Source organism: Enterobacter soli ATCC BAA-2102 (assembly GCF_001654845.1).
Lineage (GTDB): Bacteria > Pseudomonadota > Gammaproteobacteria > Enterobacterales > Enterobacteriaceae > Enterobacter > Enterobacter soli.
Genome location: NZ_LXES01000051.1, coordinates 165307 through 181533 on the forward strand (window position 1 = coordinate 165307; position 16227 = coordinate 181533).

At 54.5% G+C, this 16227-nt stretch carries 15 protein-coding genes; 3 read left to right on the forward strand and 12 right to left on the reverse strand.

Annotated elements, in window-relative coordinates; translation table 11 throughout:
• Window positions 1-48 precede the first annotated feature (48 nt).
• On the reverse strand, window positions 49-1266 hold the full coding sequence (gene fabB, locus M987_RS21390; RefSeq protein WP_014071147.1) for a beta-ketoacyl-ACP synthase I: 1218 nt from the start codon (window positions 1264-1266) through the stop codon (window positions 49-51).
• Window positions 1267-1424: 158 nt separating this feature from the next.
• Here fabB and mnmC point away from each other — a divergent pair, with 158 nt between their 5' ends.
• The gene (mnmC, locus tag M987_RS21395) at window positions 1425-3425 is read left to right on the forward strand and encodes a bifunctional tRNA (5-methylaminomethyl-2-thiouridine)(34)-methyltransferase MnmC2/FAD-dependent 5-carboxymethylaminomethyl-2-thiouridine(34) oxidoreductase MnmC1 (protein WP_014071148.1); all 2001 of its coding nucleotides are present in this window, start codon (window positions 1425-1427) and stop codon (window positions 3423-3425) included.
• A 62-nt stretch (window positions 3426-3487) separates the two neighbouring features.
• On the opposite strand, the gene M987_RS21400 is transcribed toward mnmC, so the two are convergent.
• From M987_RS21400 to prmB, 6 genes are read right to left on the reverse strand one after another with little or no spacing between them, the layout of a single operon-like run.
• Window positions 3488-3763: a YfcL family protein gene (locus M987_RS21400; protein ID WP_014071149.1), complete on the reverse strand. Its 276-nt coding sequence runs from the start codon at window positions 3761-3763 to the stop codon at window positions 3488-3490.
• 13 nt (window positions 3764-3776) lie between these two features.
• The gene (locus M987_RS21405) at window positions 3777-4322 is read right to left on the reverse strand and encodes an elongation factor P hydroxylase (protein ID WP_014071150.1); all 546 of its coding nucleotides are present in this window, start codon (window positions 4320-4322) and stop codon (window positions 3777-3779) included.
• The gene (locus M987_RS21410; protein ID WP_014071151.1) at window positions 4322-5131 is read right to left on the reverse strand and encodes a sulfite exporter TauE/SafE family protein; all 810 of its coding nucleotides are present in this window, start codon (window positions 5129-5131) and stop codon (window positions 4322-4324) included. The genes M987_RS21405 and M987_RS21410 overlap by 1 nt, the downstream gene beginning before the upstream one ends.
• Window positions 5131-5955 (reverse strand): penicillin-insensitive murein endopeptidase, encoded by an 825-nt coding sequence (mepA, locus tag M987_RS21415; RefSeq protein WP_014071152.1) that lies wholly within the window; start codon window positions 5953-5955, stop codon window positions 5131-5133. The genes M987_RS21410 and mepA overlap by 1 nt, the downstream gene beginning before the upstream one ends.
• Window positions 5956-5957: 2 nt before the next feature.
• The gene (gene aroC / locus M987_RS21420; protein ID WP_014071153.1) at window positions 5958-7043 is read right to left on the reverse strand and encodes a chorismate synthase; all 1086 of its coding nucleotides are present in this window, start codon (window positions 7041-7043) and stop codon (window positions 5958-5960) included.
• A gap of 60 nt (window positions 7044-7103) precedes the next feature.
• Entirely contained in the window at window positions 7104-8036 is a 933-nt protein-coding gene (gene prmB / locus M987_RS21425; protein ID WP_041162095.1) for a 50S ribosomal protein L3 N(5)-glutamine methyltransferase, read from the reverse strand.
• 145 nt (window positions 8037-8181) lie between these two features.
• Between prmB and smrB the strand changes: the two genes are divergently transcribed.
• Complete coding sequence (smrB, locus tag M987_RS21430) at window positions 8182-8733, forward strand: endonuclease SmrB (RefSeq protein WP_014071154.1); 552 nt, start codon at window positions 8182-8184, stop codon at window positions 8731-8733.
• A gap of 37 nt (window positions 8734-8770) precedes the next feature.
• On the opposite strand, the gene sixA is transcribed toward smrB, so the two are convergent.
• The 4 genes from sixA to M987_RS21450 all read right to left on the reverse strand — a co-directional run bounded on the left by sixA (window position 8771) and on the right by M987_RS21450 (window position 13446).
• Window positions 8771-9256 (reverse strand): phosphohistidine phosphatase SixA, encoded by a 486-nt coding sequence (gene sixA / locus M987_RS21435; protein WP_014071155.1) that lies wholly within the window; start codon window positions 9254-9256, stop codon window positions 8771-8773.
• Between the two features lie 209 nt (window positions 9257-9465).
• A complete protein-coding gene (fadJ, locus tag M987_RS21440) occupies window positions 9466-11613 on the reverse strand; it encodes a fatty acid oxidation complex subunit alpha FadJ (RefSeq protein WP_014071156.1) in 2148 nt (715 codons plus the stop codon).
• Entirely contained in the window at window positions 11613-12923 is a 1311-nt protein-coding gene (gene fadI / locus M987_RS21445; protein ID WP_014071157.1) for an acetyl-CoA C-acyltransferase FadI, read from the reverse strand. The genes fadJ and fadI overlap by 1 nt, the downstream gene beginning before the upstream one ends.
• 238 nt (window positions 12924-13161) lie before the next feature.
• The gene (locus tag M987_RS21450; RefSeq protein WP_014071158.1) at window positions 13162-13446 is read right to left on the reverse strand and encodes a YfcZ/YiiS family protein; all 285 of its coding nucleotides are present in this window, start codon (window positions 13444-13446) and stop codon (window positions 13162-13164) included.
• A gap of 371 nt (window positions 13447-13817) precedes the next feature.
• Between M987_RS21450 and fadL the strand changes: the two genes are divergently transcribed.
• Complete coding sequence (gene fadL / locus M987_RS21455) at window positions 13818-15164, forward strand: long-chain fatty acid transporter FadL (RefSeq protein ID WP_014071159.1); 1347 nt, start codon at window positions 13818-13820, stop codon at window positions 15162-15164.
• Window positions 15165-15208: 44 nt separating this feature from the next.
• On the opposite strand, the gene mlaA is transcribed toward fadL, so the two are convergent.
• Window positions 15209-15961, reverse strand: coding sequence for a phospholipid-binding lipoprotein MlaA (gene mlaA / locus M987_RS21460; protein WP_014071160.1), 753 nt, complete (start codon window positions 15959-15961; stop codon window positions 15209-15211).
• Window positions 15962-16227: the final 266 nt, after the last annotated feature.

Consider the following 16227-nt stretch of genomic DNA (forward strand, 5'->3'; position numbering starts at 1 on the left):
ATAAAAAAAGGGAGCCATCAGGCTCCCTTCTACTATACATTCAAAAACTTATGCTTTCAGCTTACGCATAACCAGAGTGGCGTTCGTGCCGCCGAAACCAAAGCTGTTGGACATTACGGTAGTCAGTGTCGCTTCAGTTGGTTTGGTTACGATGTTCAGGCCAGCAGCCTGCTCGTCCAGCTCTTCTACGTTGATGCTTGGGGCGATAAAGCCGTTTTCCAGCATCAGCAGAGAGTAGATGGCTTCCTGCACGCCAGCCGCACCCAGAGAGTGACCGGTCATCGCTTTGGTTGCAGAAATTGCCGGGCTGTTGTCGCCGAACACTTCACGGATCGCACCCAGTTCTTTCACATCGCCTACCGGAGTAGAAGTCCCGTGGGAGTTCAGGTAGTCGATTGGGGTATCAACGCCGTGCATTGCCATCTTCATGCAGCGCGCTGCGCCTTCGCCAGATGGTGCAACCATGTCAGCACCGTCAGACGTTGCGCCGTAGCCCACGATTTCAGCATAGATGTGAGCGCCACGTGCCAGAGCGTGTTCCAGCTCTTCAACCACAACCATACCGCCACCGCCAGCGATAACGAAACCGTCACGGTGCGCGTCATAGGTACGGGAAGCTTTGTCTGGCGTTTCGTTGTATTTGGTGGACAGTGCGCCCATCGCATCGAACTCACAGGCCATTTCCCAGCCCAGTTCTTCGCCGCCGCCAGCAAATACGATGTCCTGTTTGCCCAGTTGGATCTGCTCAACCGCATTACCGATACAGTGTGCGGAAGTCGCACAAGCGGAGCTGATGGAGTAGTTCACGCCGTGGATTTTGAACGGCGTTGCCAGGCACGCGGAAACCGCTGAACCCATCGCTTTGGTCACAACGTAAGGACCCACAGCTTTCAGGCCGCGTGGGCTACGCATCGCGTCAGCACCAAAGACCTGAGCTTTAGAAGAACCACCTGAGCCTGCAATCAGACCAACACGTGGGTTGTTCTGGTAAACTCCTTCGCTCAGACCGGCGTCAGCAATGGCTTCCTTCATAGAAAGATAGGCGTAAATAGAGGCATCGTTCATGAAACGAACCACTTTACGGTCGATCAAACCGGTGGTGTCCAGTTTGACGTTACCCCATACGTGGCTACGCATTCCCGAATCTTTAAACTCTTCAGAGAAAGTGATCCCGGAGCGTCCTTCACGCAGAGATGCCAGGACTTCCTGCTGGTTATTACCGATGCTGGAAACGATGCCCAGGCCAGTAATCACTGCACGTTTCATTCAATACCTCTGTAAGTCGCACTATATTAAGTTTCGAGTCGCACAATAGCGTACACTTGTACGCCGAACAAGTCCGATCAGCCAATTTCTGCGGAAATTTGCACCGATGGGCTCACATCGTTAAGATCGTGCCACTGCCTGCCAGACGAGTAACTTACGTGAAACAAAACGCTATACAACCCGCCAACCTCGAATTCAATGCTGAGGGTACACCTGTTTCCCGAGATTTTGATGACGTCTATTTTTCTAATGATAATGGACTAGAGGAAACCCGGTATGTTTTCCTCGGCGGAAACCAGCTCCCCGATCGCTTCCCTTCGCATCCGCGCAGTCAGTTTGTGGTGGCGGAAAGTGGTTTTGGTACCGGGCTTAATTTCCTCACCCTCTGGCAGGCGTTTGACCGGTTTCACGCGACGCATCCTGAGGCTACGCTACAAAGATTACATTTCATCAGTTTCGAAAAATTTCCGCTGACCGCGCGCGATCTGACGCTGGCGCATCAGCACTGGCCGGAACTGGCCCCCTGGGCAGAGCAGCTTCAGGCCCAGTGGCCACCGGCCGTTGGCGGCTGCCATCGCCTGTGGCTTGATGGCGGACGCGTGACGCTGGATTTATGGCTTGGCGATATTAACGACCTGACCGACAAACTCGACGATACGCAAAATCAGAAAGTGGACGCCTGGTTCCTGGACGGGTTCGCCCCCGCCAAAAACCCGGACATGTGGAGCCAACATCTGTTTATGGCAATGGCACGGCTGGCACGCCCTGGTGCAACGCTTGCTACCTTCACCTCTGCGGGTTTTGTCCGCCGTGGGTTACAGGAAGCGGGCTTTACCATGCAGAAAACCAAAGGATTTGGCCGCAAACGCGAAATGCTGACGGGCGTGATGGAGCAGACTCACGAACAGCCCGCACAAGCGCCCTGGTTCGCCCGCAGCGCCAGCGCATCCCGCGAGACGGCAATTATTGGCGGGGGCATTGCCAGCGCCCTGCTCTCTCTCGCGCTTGTGCAGCGGGGCTGGAAAGTGACGCTTTACTGCGCTGACGATGCCCCGGCGACAGGCGCATCGGGTAACCGTCAGGGCGCGCTCTACCCGCTGTTGAGCGCACACGATCCGGCGCTGAGTCAGTTCTTCCCGGCGGCATTCACCTTTGCCCGCCGCCTGTACGATACCCTGCCGGTGTCATTCGATCATGACTGGTGCGGTGTGACGCAGCTTGGGTGGGATGACAAGAGCCAGCAGAAGATCGCGCAAATGCTATCTCTGGGATTACCACCCGAGATAGCCCGCCCGGTAACGGTGCAGCAGGTCCTGGACACCACCGGCCTCGAAACCGGCTGCGATGGTATCCAGTATCCGCACGGCGGCTGGTTATGCCCGGCCGAACTGACGAGCGCAGCAATCAGCCTTGCGCAGTCGCGCGGGTTAACAGTGCACTATTCCCGTGAGGTTGCGTCATTGAGCCGCGATGACGAGCAATGGTCCCTGCACTTTACCCAGGGTGCGCCCGCACGACATACCAGCGTAGTGCTGGCGAACGGACACCACATCAGCCAGTTTACCCAGACGGAAAGCCTGCCGCTCTATCCGGTCGGTGGTCAGGTCAGCCATATTCCCGCAACGCCTGAACTGAGCAAACTACGCCAGGTACTGTGCTATGACGGCTATCTGACGCCGCAAAACCCGTCTAACGGGCATCACTGCATCGGTGCCAGCTACCATCGTGGTGCGACGGAGATGCACTACAGCGAAGAAGACCAGCAACAGAATCGCCAACGCCTGATTGACTGCTTCCCGCAGGCTGGCTGGGCGAAAGAGGTAGACATCAGTGCCGGAGAAGCGCGCTGCGGCATACGCTGCGCCACCCGCGATCATCTGCCAATGGTGGGCAATGTGCCGGACTTTGAAGCAACGCTTGAAACCTATCAGGATCTTGCTGAAAACAAGACATCGGCAGCCAATGCGCCGGTATATCCTGAGCTGTTTATGCTGGGCGGCCTGGGATCCCGCGGGCTGTGTTCTGCGCCGCTGCTGGCAGAAGTGCTGGCCGCACAGATGAGCGATGAGCCGATTCCGCTGGACAGGGTGACGCTGGCGGGGCTCAATCCAAATCGCTTGTGGGTCCGAAAACTGCTGAAGGGGAAGAGTGTCAAGTAGGGGTGCGGTCTGATGCCCTCACCCTAACCCTCTCCCACAGGGAGAGGGGATATTCGGATGACTTAGCGTTTAGCCTGCTGGAACAACGTGTCCCACATACCCAGCACTAAGGTTTGGTCGCGCGGGGAGAGTTCACCGGCCTGAATCGCTTTCTCCAGGCTACGGGTCACTTCCTGGTGCACAGCTTCGGCAGAGTGATCGTCCCCTGCTTCCAGCTCAGCAACCGCCAGTGTCAGGTGACCACGCAGATAACCGCTGGCGAACAGCTCATCATCACTGGCGTGTTCCACCATGTCATCAATTAACGCCAGAATGCGTGATTCAAATTCTGCGATCATCTTATTTCCTCAGTTAAAGATCTTCCGGCCACGGGAAGCATTCCGCCGTCATCTCCGGCGTGTGGTAATAATTCTGTAAAGCCCTGATCAAGGTCGCCGGGCGTGCCGGGATCCCTTTTTCAAGGTACTCCATCACCTGCGCATGAACGCGGCGCTGGAAGACAATACGGTCAGGCTCGAAGTCGCCTTCGAGGTTGTCACAGCTGACGTTAAACGGGAATCCTGCCGCTACACACAGCATCCATTCCAGCGCCTGCGGTTTCACTTCTACATCTTCAAACTGCCCCTGCGTCGCGGCATCGCGTCCATCCGGGCAGTACCAGTAGCCGAAGTCCACCAGCTCACGACGCGCTTTCCCCGCGATACACCAGTGCGAGATCTCATGCATCCCGCTGGCATAAAAGCCGTGCGCGAACACAATACGGTTGTACGGGATCTCAGCATCAGCAGGAAGATAGATCGGTTCGTCGTCGCCTTTAATCAGACGGGTATTAAATTCAGCGGCAAAACAGCCGTCAAAAATCTCAATCAGCTGTTCGTAATTATGCTTACTGTCCATTAGTTCATCCCCAACCAGTGGAGGATCTCCTGTCCATGGCTATCATAAAGAAGCTTGGCACTCATCACCGCCGACACCACAACAATCATCGGACGGATCAGCTTCTGCCCTTTGCTTAACACCAGACGCGAGCCTGCGCGCGCGCCCAAAAATTGCCCTGCCATCATCACAAACCCGGTCGCCCAGATAACCTTTCCGCCAATGATGAACAACAGCAAGCCACCTACGTTGGAGGTCGCATTAAGCACTTTGGCATGGGCAGTCGATTTGGCGAGGTTAAATCCGGCCAGCGTGACGAACGCTAATGCATAAAATGAACCCGCGCCTGGCCCGAAGAAGCCATCGTAAAAACCGACACAGCCACCCGCGATCAGCGCAAACGGCAGGCCATGCAGGCGACGCTGTCTGTCTTCTTCACCGAGTCGCGGCATCAGTAAAAAGTACAGGCCGATACAAATAACCAGGATGGGCAGGATCTGGCGCAAAATGTCAGACTGCACGTGCTGAACCAGCAGTGCGCCTGACGTAGAGCCGATAAAGGTCATCAGGATATTCAGTTTCTGATCGGCAAGATTAACCACCTTACGGCGGATAAAATAGAGCGATGCGGACAGAGAGCCGCCACAGGCCTGGAGCTTATTGGTTGCCAGTGCCTGAGCAGGGTTCATGCCTGCGGCCAGCAGGGCCGGAACCGTCAGTAAACCGCCCCCACCCGCCAGTGCATCAATAAATCCGGCTAACATAGCGACAAAAAACAGCACCACCAGCAGCGTGGGTGACACCATAAACAGATCGACGAAATTATCCATCAGAGTACATGCTCATCCAGTAGCGCCTGACAGGAAGGCGGCAACGGAGGCGGTGTCTTCTTCTCAGGCTTAGAGGTTCCAGGTTTTGCAGGTTCAAACCAGCTTTGCAGTTCCGCGCCACAGCCATCGCCTGGCGGTGGTAACGGCTGATCTTCACATTCAAGACTGTTTGCCGGGCAACGCAGACGGACGTGCATATGCGCACGGTGCTGGAACCACGGGCGCACTTTACGCAGCCAGTCGCGATCGGTGCCAGCATCCAGGCAGAGCTGCTGCTTAATGGCCGGGTTTACAAAAATCCGCGTGACGTCGTTATCTTTCGCCGCCAGCTTAATCATGCTGGAGACATCCTGTGACCAAAGCGAGGGCACAACGTTTTTACCGCTGCTCGCGACCAGATCCAGCGCCTGTGGTTTCAGCAGTTGTGCGGAGCTCCAGCGCGCTTTCGGCAGTTGCAGGAAGATATCGACATCCAGTCCGGTCTGGTGGCTGGCGTGTCCACCGTTGAAGCGGCCACCGGCAGGCATTCCCATATCGCCGATGAGCATGGTTCCCAGCCCCAGATTGTGCACCTGGTTGCCCAGACGCTGAATAAACAGCACCAGATCCGGGTGGCCAAAATAGCGGCGCTGGTCAGTACGCATCACCTGATAGGTGTCTGATTGCAGAGGCAACTCTTGTGCGCCAACGATACAGCCGTTCGAAAACGCCCCGATAGACTGCGCACTTCCCGCCACCGGGTGAGTGATTTTTTGCCACGGCGTAGCGGCCAGACTGGCTCCACTGGCGAGTAACGCCAGCAGAGCAATTGCGGTTTTTTTCATGTTTACCAGCGTGGAATGGTGGTCGTCACATCCGCATTCTGCGCGCGCTGGCGCAGGAAGTGATCCATCAGCACGATCGCCAGCATCGCTTCGGCGATCGGCACTGCGCGGATCCCCACGCACGGATCGTGACGGCCTTTCGTGATCATCTCGACTTCTTCACCAGAGCGGTTAATCGTATGCCCCGGCACGGTAATACTGGAGGTCGGTTTCAGCGCGATGTTAGCGACAATCTGTTGCCCGCTGCTGATCCCGCCGAGAATACCGCCCGCGTGATTGCTCTGGAAACCGTCTTTCGTGATTTCGTCGCGGTTCTGGCTGCCACGCAGGGCCACCACGCCAAAACCGTCGCCAATCTCAACACCTTTCACCGCATTAATGCTCATCATCGCGTGGGCGATATCAGCGTCAAGACGGTCAAAGACCGGCTCGCCCCAGCCTGCAGGAACGCCATCAGCCACGACGGTCACTTTGGCACCGATGGAGTCGCCCTCTTTTTTCAGGCCGCGCATCAGTTCGTCCAGCGCTTCCAGCTTATCGGCATCTGCGCAGAAGAACGGGTTTTGTTCAACCTGCTCCCAGTCTTTGATCGCCAGCGGAATATCGCCCATCTGGGTCAGGCAACCGCGGATAACGACGCCAAATTTTTGTGCCAGGTATTTTTTCGCAATAGCGCCTGCGGCTACGCGCATCGCGGTTTCACGCGCGGAAGAACGACCGCCGCCGCGATAATCGCGAAAACCGTATTTTTGCTCATAGGTGTAGTCGGCGTGGCCCGGACGGAATACGTCTTTGATGGCGCCGTAGTCCTGGGAACGCTGATCGGTATTTTCAATCAGCAAGCCAATGCTGGTGCCGGTGGTACGGCCTTCGAACACGCCAGAAAGAATTTTGACCTGGTCCGGCTCGCGACGCTGCGTGGTGTAGCGAGAAGTGCCCGGGCGACGACGGTCGAGGTCGTGCTGTAAATCGGCTTCGGTCAGTTCGATGCCCGGCGGTACGCCATCAACGATACAACCCAGTGCCAGCCCGTGCGACTCACCAAAGGTGGTCACGCGGAATAATTGTCCAATACTGTTTCCTGCCATCACGGCTCCGCTGTCGTTATTTGTGTTTGAGCGTTGTGAAACGGGCCGAAGCCCGCTGGATTAATCTTTATAGATGCTGAAGTGTTCGCGCGCGTCGAGAAGCTGCGCTTTGGTCAACATAAAGACGCCATCACCGCCGTTGTCGAACTCGAGCCAGGTGAACGGCACATCCGGGTACTGCTCTATCAGATGTACCATGCTGTTGCCGACTTCACAAATCAGAACACCATCGTCAGTCAGATAATCCGGCGCGCAGGCCAGAATGCGACGCGTCAGCTTCAGGCCGTCAGAGCCTGATGCCAGACCCAATTCCGGCTCGTGGCGATACTCATTTGGCAGATCGGACATGTCTTCTGCATCTACATACGGCGGGTTAGTCACGATCAGATCGTACTGGAGCGCAGGCAAATCACGGAACAGATCGGAACGGATCGGCGTCACGTGATGGATAAGCCCATGTTCTTCAATGTTGTGCTCGGTCACGGCCAGCGCATCGGTGGAGATATCCACGGCATCCACTTCCGCTTCCGGGAAGGCATAAGCGCAGGCAATAGCGATACAGCCGCTGCCGGTACACATGTCCAGAATATGCTGCGGCTGGTGATTAATCAGGCCATCGAAGTGGTTGTTGATCAGCTCACCGATCGGCGAGCGCGGCACCAGAACACGTTCATCAACATAGAATTCGTGGCCGCAGAACCAGGCTTTGTTGGTCAGATAGGCAACAGGAATACGTTCGTTAACGCGACGGATCACGCGCTCAACGATGCGATGCTTTTCGCTAGAGGTGAGACGCGCGCTGCGCATGTCTTCAGGGATATCCAGCGGCAGATAGAGGGACGGCAGCACCAACTGAACAGCCTCATCCCACGGGTTATCGGTACCGTGACCGTACCAGATATTCGCGGCGCTGAAGCGGCTAACCGACCAACGCAACATGTCCTGTATGGTATGCAGCTCGTTTACTGCTTCATCGACAAATATTTTATCCACTCTTTCCTCCAGGGCACGCTCGCATAATTTTCGGCGGCTAGTTTGCCATGAAGACGGCGATAAATCAGCAATGACGCTTACTGCTTGAGGTTAAAAAATGCGTTTAGTCAGGTACACTATTGGAAATAAGAGATGAGACAGGCTAATGAAAAAGAAAACAACGCTCAGCCAGGAGGATCAGTCGCTCTTCCGTCAGCTCATGACCGGAACGCGTCAAATCAAGCAGGACACCATTGTCCAACGCCCGATGCGCAAGAAAGTGACCGAAGTACCGGTTAAACGTTTATTGCAGGAACAGGCTGATAACAGCCACTATTTTTCGGACGAGTTTCAGCCTCTGCTTAATACGCAGGGCGCAGTGAAGTATGTGCGTGAAGACGTCAGCCACTTTGAGCTGAAAAAATTACGTCGGGGAGATTATTCACCGGAATTGTTTCTCGATCTGCACGGGTTAACCCAGATGCAGGCGAAACAAGAGCTGGGAGCATTAATTGCCGCATGCCGTCGGGAACATGTATTTTGCGCCTGCGTGATGCACGGCCACGGTAAACACATTCTTAAGCAGCAAACGCCGTTATGGCTTGCTCAACATCCGCACGTAATGGCATTTCATCAGGCACCAAAAGAGTACGGCGGAGATGCCGCTTTACTGGTGTTGATTGAAGTGGAAGAGTGGCAACCGCCGGAACTGCCGTGACAGACTGGCGGGTAGCCCCGCCAGAAAGCATGTCAGGTCAGATAGCTTTCGCCATCTTCAGATTGCACGGACTCATTTGCCAGTTAAAGACCCCTTTGCCCGTTTCGTCGAGTGTTACGTTAGCAATGGCAGAAGTCGTAAACATCGGTGGCGTTTCGCCCGGGCACAGTTCAGATACCAGATAGCCAACCAGAGGCAGGTGGGAAATGACCAGCGCAGAAGAGACGCCCTCATTGCACAGCGCCTGAAGATACGCGCTCACAAGGCCAACATCGCCGCACGGCGTAAGTTCTGGGAGAACATCAACGTTGGACGGCAGGAGCATACACTCACCCACCACTCCCAGTGTCTGTTCTGCACGCAGGAACGGACTCACCAGAACACGTTCGATGTCCACTTTTTGACCTTCAAGCCAGGTAGCCATTTGACGAGATTCGTCGCAGCCACAGAGAGTCAAAGGACGTACTGAGTCACTGGCGGCATCGAGTGCCGCGTCGCCGTGACGCATGATAAAAACTTGCATATTGCACCGCTTTTGTTAACCAGAATCACCAGCGCTGACTACCCGGGATGACGCTATAGAGGTAGAAAACCTGGTGGCCGGGCATTGTGCCTGATCCATTCGGTGAATGAAACGCTGTTTTTTACCTCATTGGCGTAAGTATAGTCAATCTCTGTTTACAAATTCGCCAAATCAGGTTCATTCAACTCAGGATTTACCCTTCTTTGACCTCAACTTACGAGGCCAGTTTCCCTTGCAGACCAAAAAGTTTGGCCGCGTTCTGCCATTTGCAATAATTCGTCACAGGGTGTAAACCGCGGACCATATTGCGTGGCAAGGCGTTGCAGAGTGGCAACCACTTCACCCGCTCCCAGTGTATCCATATAACGGAACGGGCCGCCAAGGAACGGCGGGAAACCGATACCAAAAACAGCACCTATATCACCATCACGTGCGCTTTTGATTACCTGCTCACCAAAGCAGCGCGCTGCTTCATTAAGCATCATCATCACACAGCGTTCAGCACACTGAACCGCCGACAGTTTTCCCTGCCCGGTTGCCGAAATAAGCCCATAAACCGAAGGGTCGACCTGTTTCTTGCTTTTACGCCCTTTCTGCGCGTAAAGATAGAAACCGCGTTCATTTTTTCTGCCTTTGCGATCGTCCTTCAATATTACGGAAACAATGTTTGCAGGCGGGCTAAAACGATCTCCATATGCGGCTTCCAGCACTGGTATAATTTTAGTGCCGGTATCTATTCCTACCTCATCCAAAAGTTGGATTGGGCCAACCGGGAAACCAAACTTGACCAGCGACTCGTCAACATGTTCGATCTTCTCCCCTTCCGTCAGTAGCCGCATTGCCTCATTTATATAAGGCGCAAGAATACGGTTAACGTAGAAACCGGCTTTATCGGCCACCACAACCGGCGTCTTGCCCTGCATTTTGGCAAGCTTCACGACGGTAGCGATGGTCTGCGGGCTGGTCGTGGCGTGTGGAATGACTTCTACCAGCGGCATTTTTTCGACCGGACTAAAGAAATGCAGGCCAATCACCTGTTCAGGGCGAGCAGCATGCGCCGCAATATCACCAATCGGTAGCGACGAGGTGTTAGAGGCAAAAATGGTATGGGGTGCGCAATACTGCTCTACATCTGCCACCATCTTTTGCTTGAGCGCTAAATCTTCAAATACCGCTTCAATAACAAGGTCACGGTGGGCAAACCCGCTGTAATCCGTCGTCCCCGAAATCAGCGCCAGCACTTTGTCTCGCTCACTAGCCTTTATATGGCGGCGTTTGACCTTTTGATCAAGCTGCTGCCAGCTGTATTGCAGCGCATGATTAATCCCTTTCGGGTTGATGTCTTTGATACGCACGGGCAATTTGCCTTTGCTGGCGGTCACAAAGGCGATACCACCGCCCATCAGCCCACCACCCAACACTCCCACAGCGCGCAAAGATGCAGGTTCAGCGTCACTGCCCGGATCTTTTTTCACATCGGTGCTGGCAAAGAAGATGCTGCGCAATGCCTGAGACTGCGGCGTCATCGCCAGTTCACCAAAGGCTTTTGCCTCAGCGGCATACCCACTGCTGCTGCCGTGCGCCAGACCGGTTTCAATCACTTCCAGAATGCGTGTGGTTGCCGGATAGTTGCCCTTCGTTTTTTGCGCTGTTTTCTTACCGACCATACTGAAAAGTAGCGCGCGCCCAAGCGGGCCCGCCAGGATACGCTCACGTACCGGCAGATGAGGTTTGGCCTGACGCCCTTTCAGCGCCCGTTCAACAGCGGCTTCCAGTAATATCGAATACGGTACAACCTCATCCACCAAACCCGTTTTCAGCGCCTGACGCGCACGAAGTTGCTTGCCGGTTAAAATCATCTCCAGCGCCGTACTCACGCCGACCAGCCGTGGTAAACGCTGCGTGCCACCCGACCCCGGTAACAGCCCAAGCTGCACTTCAGGTAAACCTAAAACGGTTTTCGCATCGTCGGTACATATCCGGCTGTGACAGGCCAGGGCAAGTTCCAGCCCACCACCGAGACACGCCCCGTGAATAGCCGCAATCACCGGAACAGGCAACGCGTGGATCTCGGCCATCACCTGCTGTCCCTGCCGCGCCAGCTCTTCCGCTTCCAGGGCATTATTCGCGCGGGCGATCATGTTGATATCCGCCCCGGCAATAAAGTTATCCGGCTTGGCCGAAATAAAGACCAGCCCACGAAGCTCTTTATTTTCACGGATCTGCTTTAACATCGCCCGCACCTGAACACCGAACTCGGCCTTCAGGGTATTCATCTTTTCGCCGGGGACATCAATTGTGACAACAGCGACGTTATCGGGGCGAATATTGAGCGTAAATGCCGATGTCATGTCCATTATTCAGCCTCCAGAACCATTGCCGCACCCAACCCACCCGCCGCACAGGCGGTAACTAGCCCAAATCCACCGCCGCGACGACGCAGTTCGTGTAATGTCTGGGTGATCATTCGCGCGCCCGTGGCGGCGAAAGGATGCCCGTAAGCAATAGAACCACCCAGCACGTTAAATTTGCTTTCGTCCACTTCGCCGGTGGCGTTTGCGCGCCCCAGAACCTCGCGAGCAAATCTGTCGCTTGCCAGAAGCTGCACGTTCGCCAGGGTTTGTGCGGCAAAGGCTTCATGCATATCAATGAGCGTCAAATCCGCGAGCGTTAGCCCCGCGCGTTCCAGTGCCAGCGGCGTAGACCAGGCTGGGCCTAACAGCATGTCCTGCCAGACATCAATGGCCGTGAACGCATAGCTGCGCAGATAACCCAGAGGTTTTATGCCCAGCTCTCTGGCACGGGATTCGGTCATCAGGATCACGGCGGCGGCACCGTCCGTCAGTGGCGTACTGTTGGCTGCGGTGACGGTGCCATGTTTACGATCAAATGCCGGGCGGAGTTTCGCGTAATCTGCCAGCGTCGAGGTGCCACGAATATTGTTATCTTCCGCAAGCGGTTCGCGGTAAGGCGGGATATAAGCGGTCATCACTTCGTCGGCCAGTTTACCTTCAGACCAGGCTTTTGCGGCCAACTGGTGTGAACGGTGTGCCAGCGCATCCTGCTGCTCACGCGTGATGCCATAGGTTTTCGCCATCTGCTCGGCGGTATCGCCCATGCGCAAACCGGTCGAATACTCCGCCACGGCAGGCGGTACAGGCATTAGATCGCGTAAACGCAGGCGTGAGAAGAGTTTGAGTCGTTGCCCGGTAGTACGGGCTTTATTGACGTCCACCAGAATGCGGGCCAGCTTTTTACTGACTCCGATGGGCAGTACGGAAGAGGAGTCGGCACCGCCGGCAATGCCCGCGCGGATTGTACCGGCCATCAGGCTTTCTGCCACGTTTGCTACCGCCTGGAAACTGGTGGCACACGCGCGGCTGACGCTATAAGCATCGGTATGCACGTTCATACCGGTACCCAGGACAATTTCACGCGCAATGTTGGGTGCTTCCGGCATTTGCACGACCTGGCCGAAAACCAGCTGTTCAATAACCTCAGGCGGTATTTCGCTGCGAGCCAGCATCTCCCCCACCACCATTTTTCCCAGATCGACCGCCGGGATGCCGTGAAACGCCGTTGCCTGACGCGCAAACGGCGTACGCAACCCGCTGACAATGGCGATGCGATCACCTTGTCGGGTGATAAGCGGTAATGCCTGACTCATAACACTCCCCTGTAAAATTCATGCTCAACGCAAAGTGGTCTGACCTGATAACAGTCTTAACCATTTTTTTACATTCAGCCAATCGGGGAAACGAAAAAGTGCGAGCTAAAACACAGAGAAGAAAAAGAAAATGCCCCTGGAGGTAAAAGCAAAACGGTAACCCGAAGGTTACCGTTTTTAGTGTTTGCACCCTCTCCCGTGGAGAGAGGGTTGGGGTGAGGGCACCAGACCGCAGGAATTAACGCAGGCCCAGCTGGAAGATCAGCGTTTCTGCTTCACAGGCGAACACAAAGTCGATATCCAGCTGCACGCCGCCTTCAACTTCTGTGAAGGTTGATTTGATGTCGCACGGTTCGGACTCAACATCGCGCGCACGCTTAGTCAGCGCAGCCAGGGTTTCTTCAGCGTCGGTACGGTTAGTGAACACACGGCTGTAGGAAGCGGTGCAATCGGTGTTGTCCATGATGGTACCAACATCCATACAGCAGCAAACCGGGGTTTCATCAGCACTGCATTTACTCATAGTAGCTTTCCTCTGTATTCGCGCCGGGCGCGAGATAAACACGTTGCCGATATTTTACGCCCCGATGACCAGGTGCTCCAGCCGTTAATGGCGCAAAATGGGATAAGTGACCAATATCACGCTTAAAAATGATCTAAGACAAAAATCACCCTTTCGGGTGAGCCGGGATGGTCACATTTTTGCCAAGCAGATCCCGTTTCAAGAAACATATTGGAAAAATTTAATAAACAAACTTGCAACATTACATCTGGTCAGACCTATACTCACGCCACTGGTCTGATTTGTATGTCTTAACACAGACCCTACACTTCGCGCTCCTGTTACGGTATGTAACAAATTTTGAATAAAAATAACTCAATGAGGTTATGGTCATGAGCCAGAAAACCCTGTTCAAAAAGACTGCGTTAGCAGTTGCAGTGGCAATCGTCTCAACGTCCGCCTGGTCAGCGGGCTTCCAGCTTAACGAATTTTCTTCCTCTGGCCTTGGCCGCGCGTATTCCGGGGAAGGTGCAATAGCGGATGATGCAGGTAACGTGAGTCGTAACCCTGCGCTTATCACGATGTTTGATCGTCCGGCCTTCTCTATCGGTGCGGTTTATATCGACCCTGATGTTAACGTCACCGGCAAATCCAGCTTAACCGGACAAAGTGCCAACCAGGATAACATTGCACCAAGTGCATGGGTTCCTAACATGCACTTTGTTATGCCAATCAACGATCAGTTCGGTTGGGGTGCATCCGTGACCTCCAACTACGGTCTGGCGACGGAGTTTGGCGAAAACTACGGTGCCGGTATTTATGGCGGTAAAACCGACCTGCAAACCGTTAACCTGAACCTGAGCGGTGCCTACCGTCTGGATAGCAACTGGAGCTTCGGCTTAGGCGTAGATGCTGTTTACGCAAAAGCGAAGATCGAGCGTTACGCCGGCTCTCTGGGCCCACTTCTGGCAGGGCAACTCAATGGCAGAGTTCCGCCTTCTTATCTGGACGGGATCAGCTCCCCTGATGACCAGATCGCCCACCTGAAAGGTGACGAATGGGGCTTCGGCTGGAACGCGGGTATCCTGTATGAACTGGATAAAAACAACCGCTGGGGCCTGACCTACCGTTCAGAAGTGAAAATTGACTTCGACGGCGACTATAAAAGCTCCATCAACCCGAACCTGAGCACCATTCTGGGTAATATGGGTCTGACGGGCCTTCCGGCGGGTACCGGCGGGCGAACCGAGAACGGTTCTCTGTCACTGCATCTGCCAGAAATGTGGGAAATCTCCGGTTATAACCGTGTCGCACCACAGTGGGCTATCCACTATAGCCTGACCTACACCAGCTGGAGCCAGTTCCAGGAGCTGAAAGCCACCGGTGATAACGGCCAGACGCTGTTCTATAAAGATGAAAGCTTCAAAGATGCTTATCGTATCGCGCTGGGTACAACCTACTACTACGATAAGAACTGGACTTTCCGTACCGGTATCGCGTTTGATGATAGCCCGGTTCCGGCCGACAAGCGTTCTATCTCCATCCCGGACCAGGACCGTCTGTGGCTGAGCGCCGGTGCGACTTACGCATTTAACGATGACGCGTCAATCGACGTTGGCGCATCTTATATGCACGGTCAGAACGTGAACTTCACCGAAGGTGAAGGCGCGGCGGCTTACACCTTCCACTCAGAAGGTAAAGCCTGGCTGTTCGGTACGAACTTCAACTACAAGTTCTAATCGCACAGAGTTCAAAAAAGGTGAGCATTGCTCACCTTTTTTATTTACTGCGAATCGATATCTTTTAATTCGTTTTCGATAGCCTTCGCGTTTGGATTCTCTTCCGGCTTCAGCTTGCCGCCATTGGCAATAAAGTCGTGATTCTGGAAGTACGCTTCACGCACCATGATGTACGGATCGGAAGACTGGCGCAGCAGACCGTCGGAATCCAGCAACTGAGCGCGGGTTTCAATACCTTCAACCGTCCATTTCCCAATTGATAGTGGCCACGTCAGCCACGACAGCACCGGATACAGCGTATCGACCATATCGCCGCCATCATCACGGATAGTAAAACTGCCGTAGAATGGCAACTGCATATACGGACCGTAACCCACCCCATAGCTGCCCAGAGTACTACCAAAACGGTGTGGCTGTTCACGTTGCAGTTTCTGGTTCGCCATACCTGCAACATCAATAAAGCCGCCCATACCCAACAGGGTGTTCAGGAAGAAGCGGGTGAAGTGCACCATACCCTGATACGGATCGCCTTGCAGGAAGAAGTTCACCATCACCGCAGGCTCTTCCAGGTTACTGGTGAAGTTGCTCAACCCGTTACGTGCAGGCTGTGGAACATAATCGCGCCACGCAACCGCTACCGGACGAACCACATAGGGATCCAGCACGTTGTAGTTAAAGTTGTACATGGTGCGGTTAAACCCTTCTAAAGGATCAGAGCGCCCAGTTTGCTCGCCCGAGCTTGCACAGCCCACGAGCAACGTAGTGCCCAGCGCAAGCGCCGACAGCCGAAGTTTCATAAATATCTCCCTGTTCAGTATGGCTATCGTTGATTGCCATCCGTAACGGAGCGTCTGACGCCCCGCCTGTAAACGTGCAAGTGATTGTAACAGCACGCTTACCGATGTCCACGCACACAATTACGGGAAGTAATCACCGTCACTCTGATCTCAGCATAGCCTGGCTTTTTGATTTCGTTTCGCTGCCAATTTTATATTGGCTTTGAAAGAGATGTATCACCTTTGTTGCCATTGTCAGGAATTTAAGAGCATCCCCACAGGTAAAC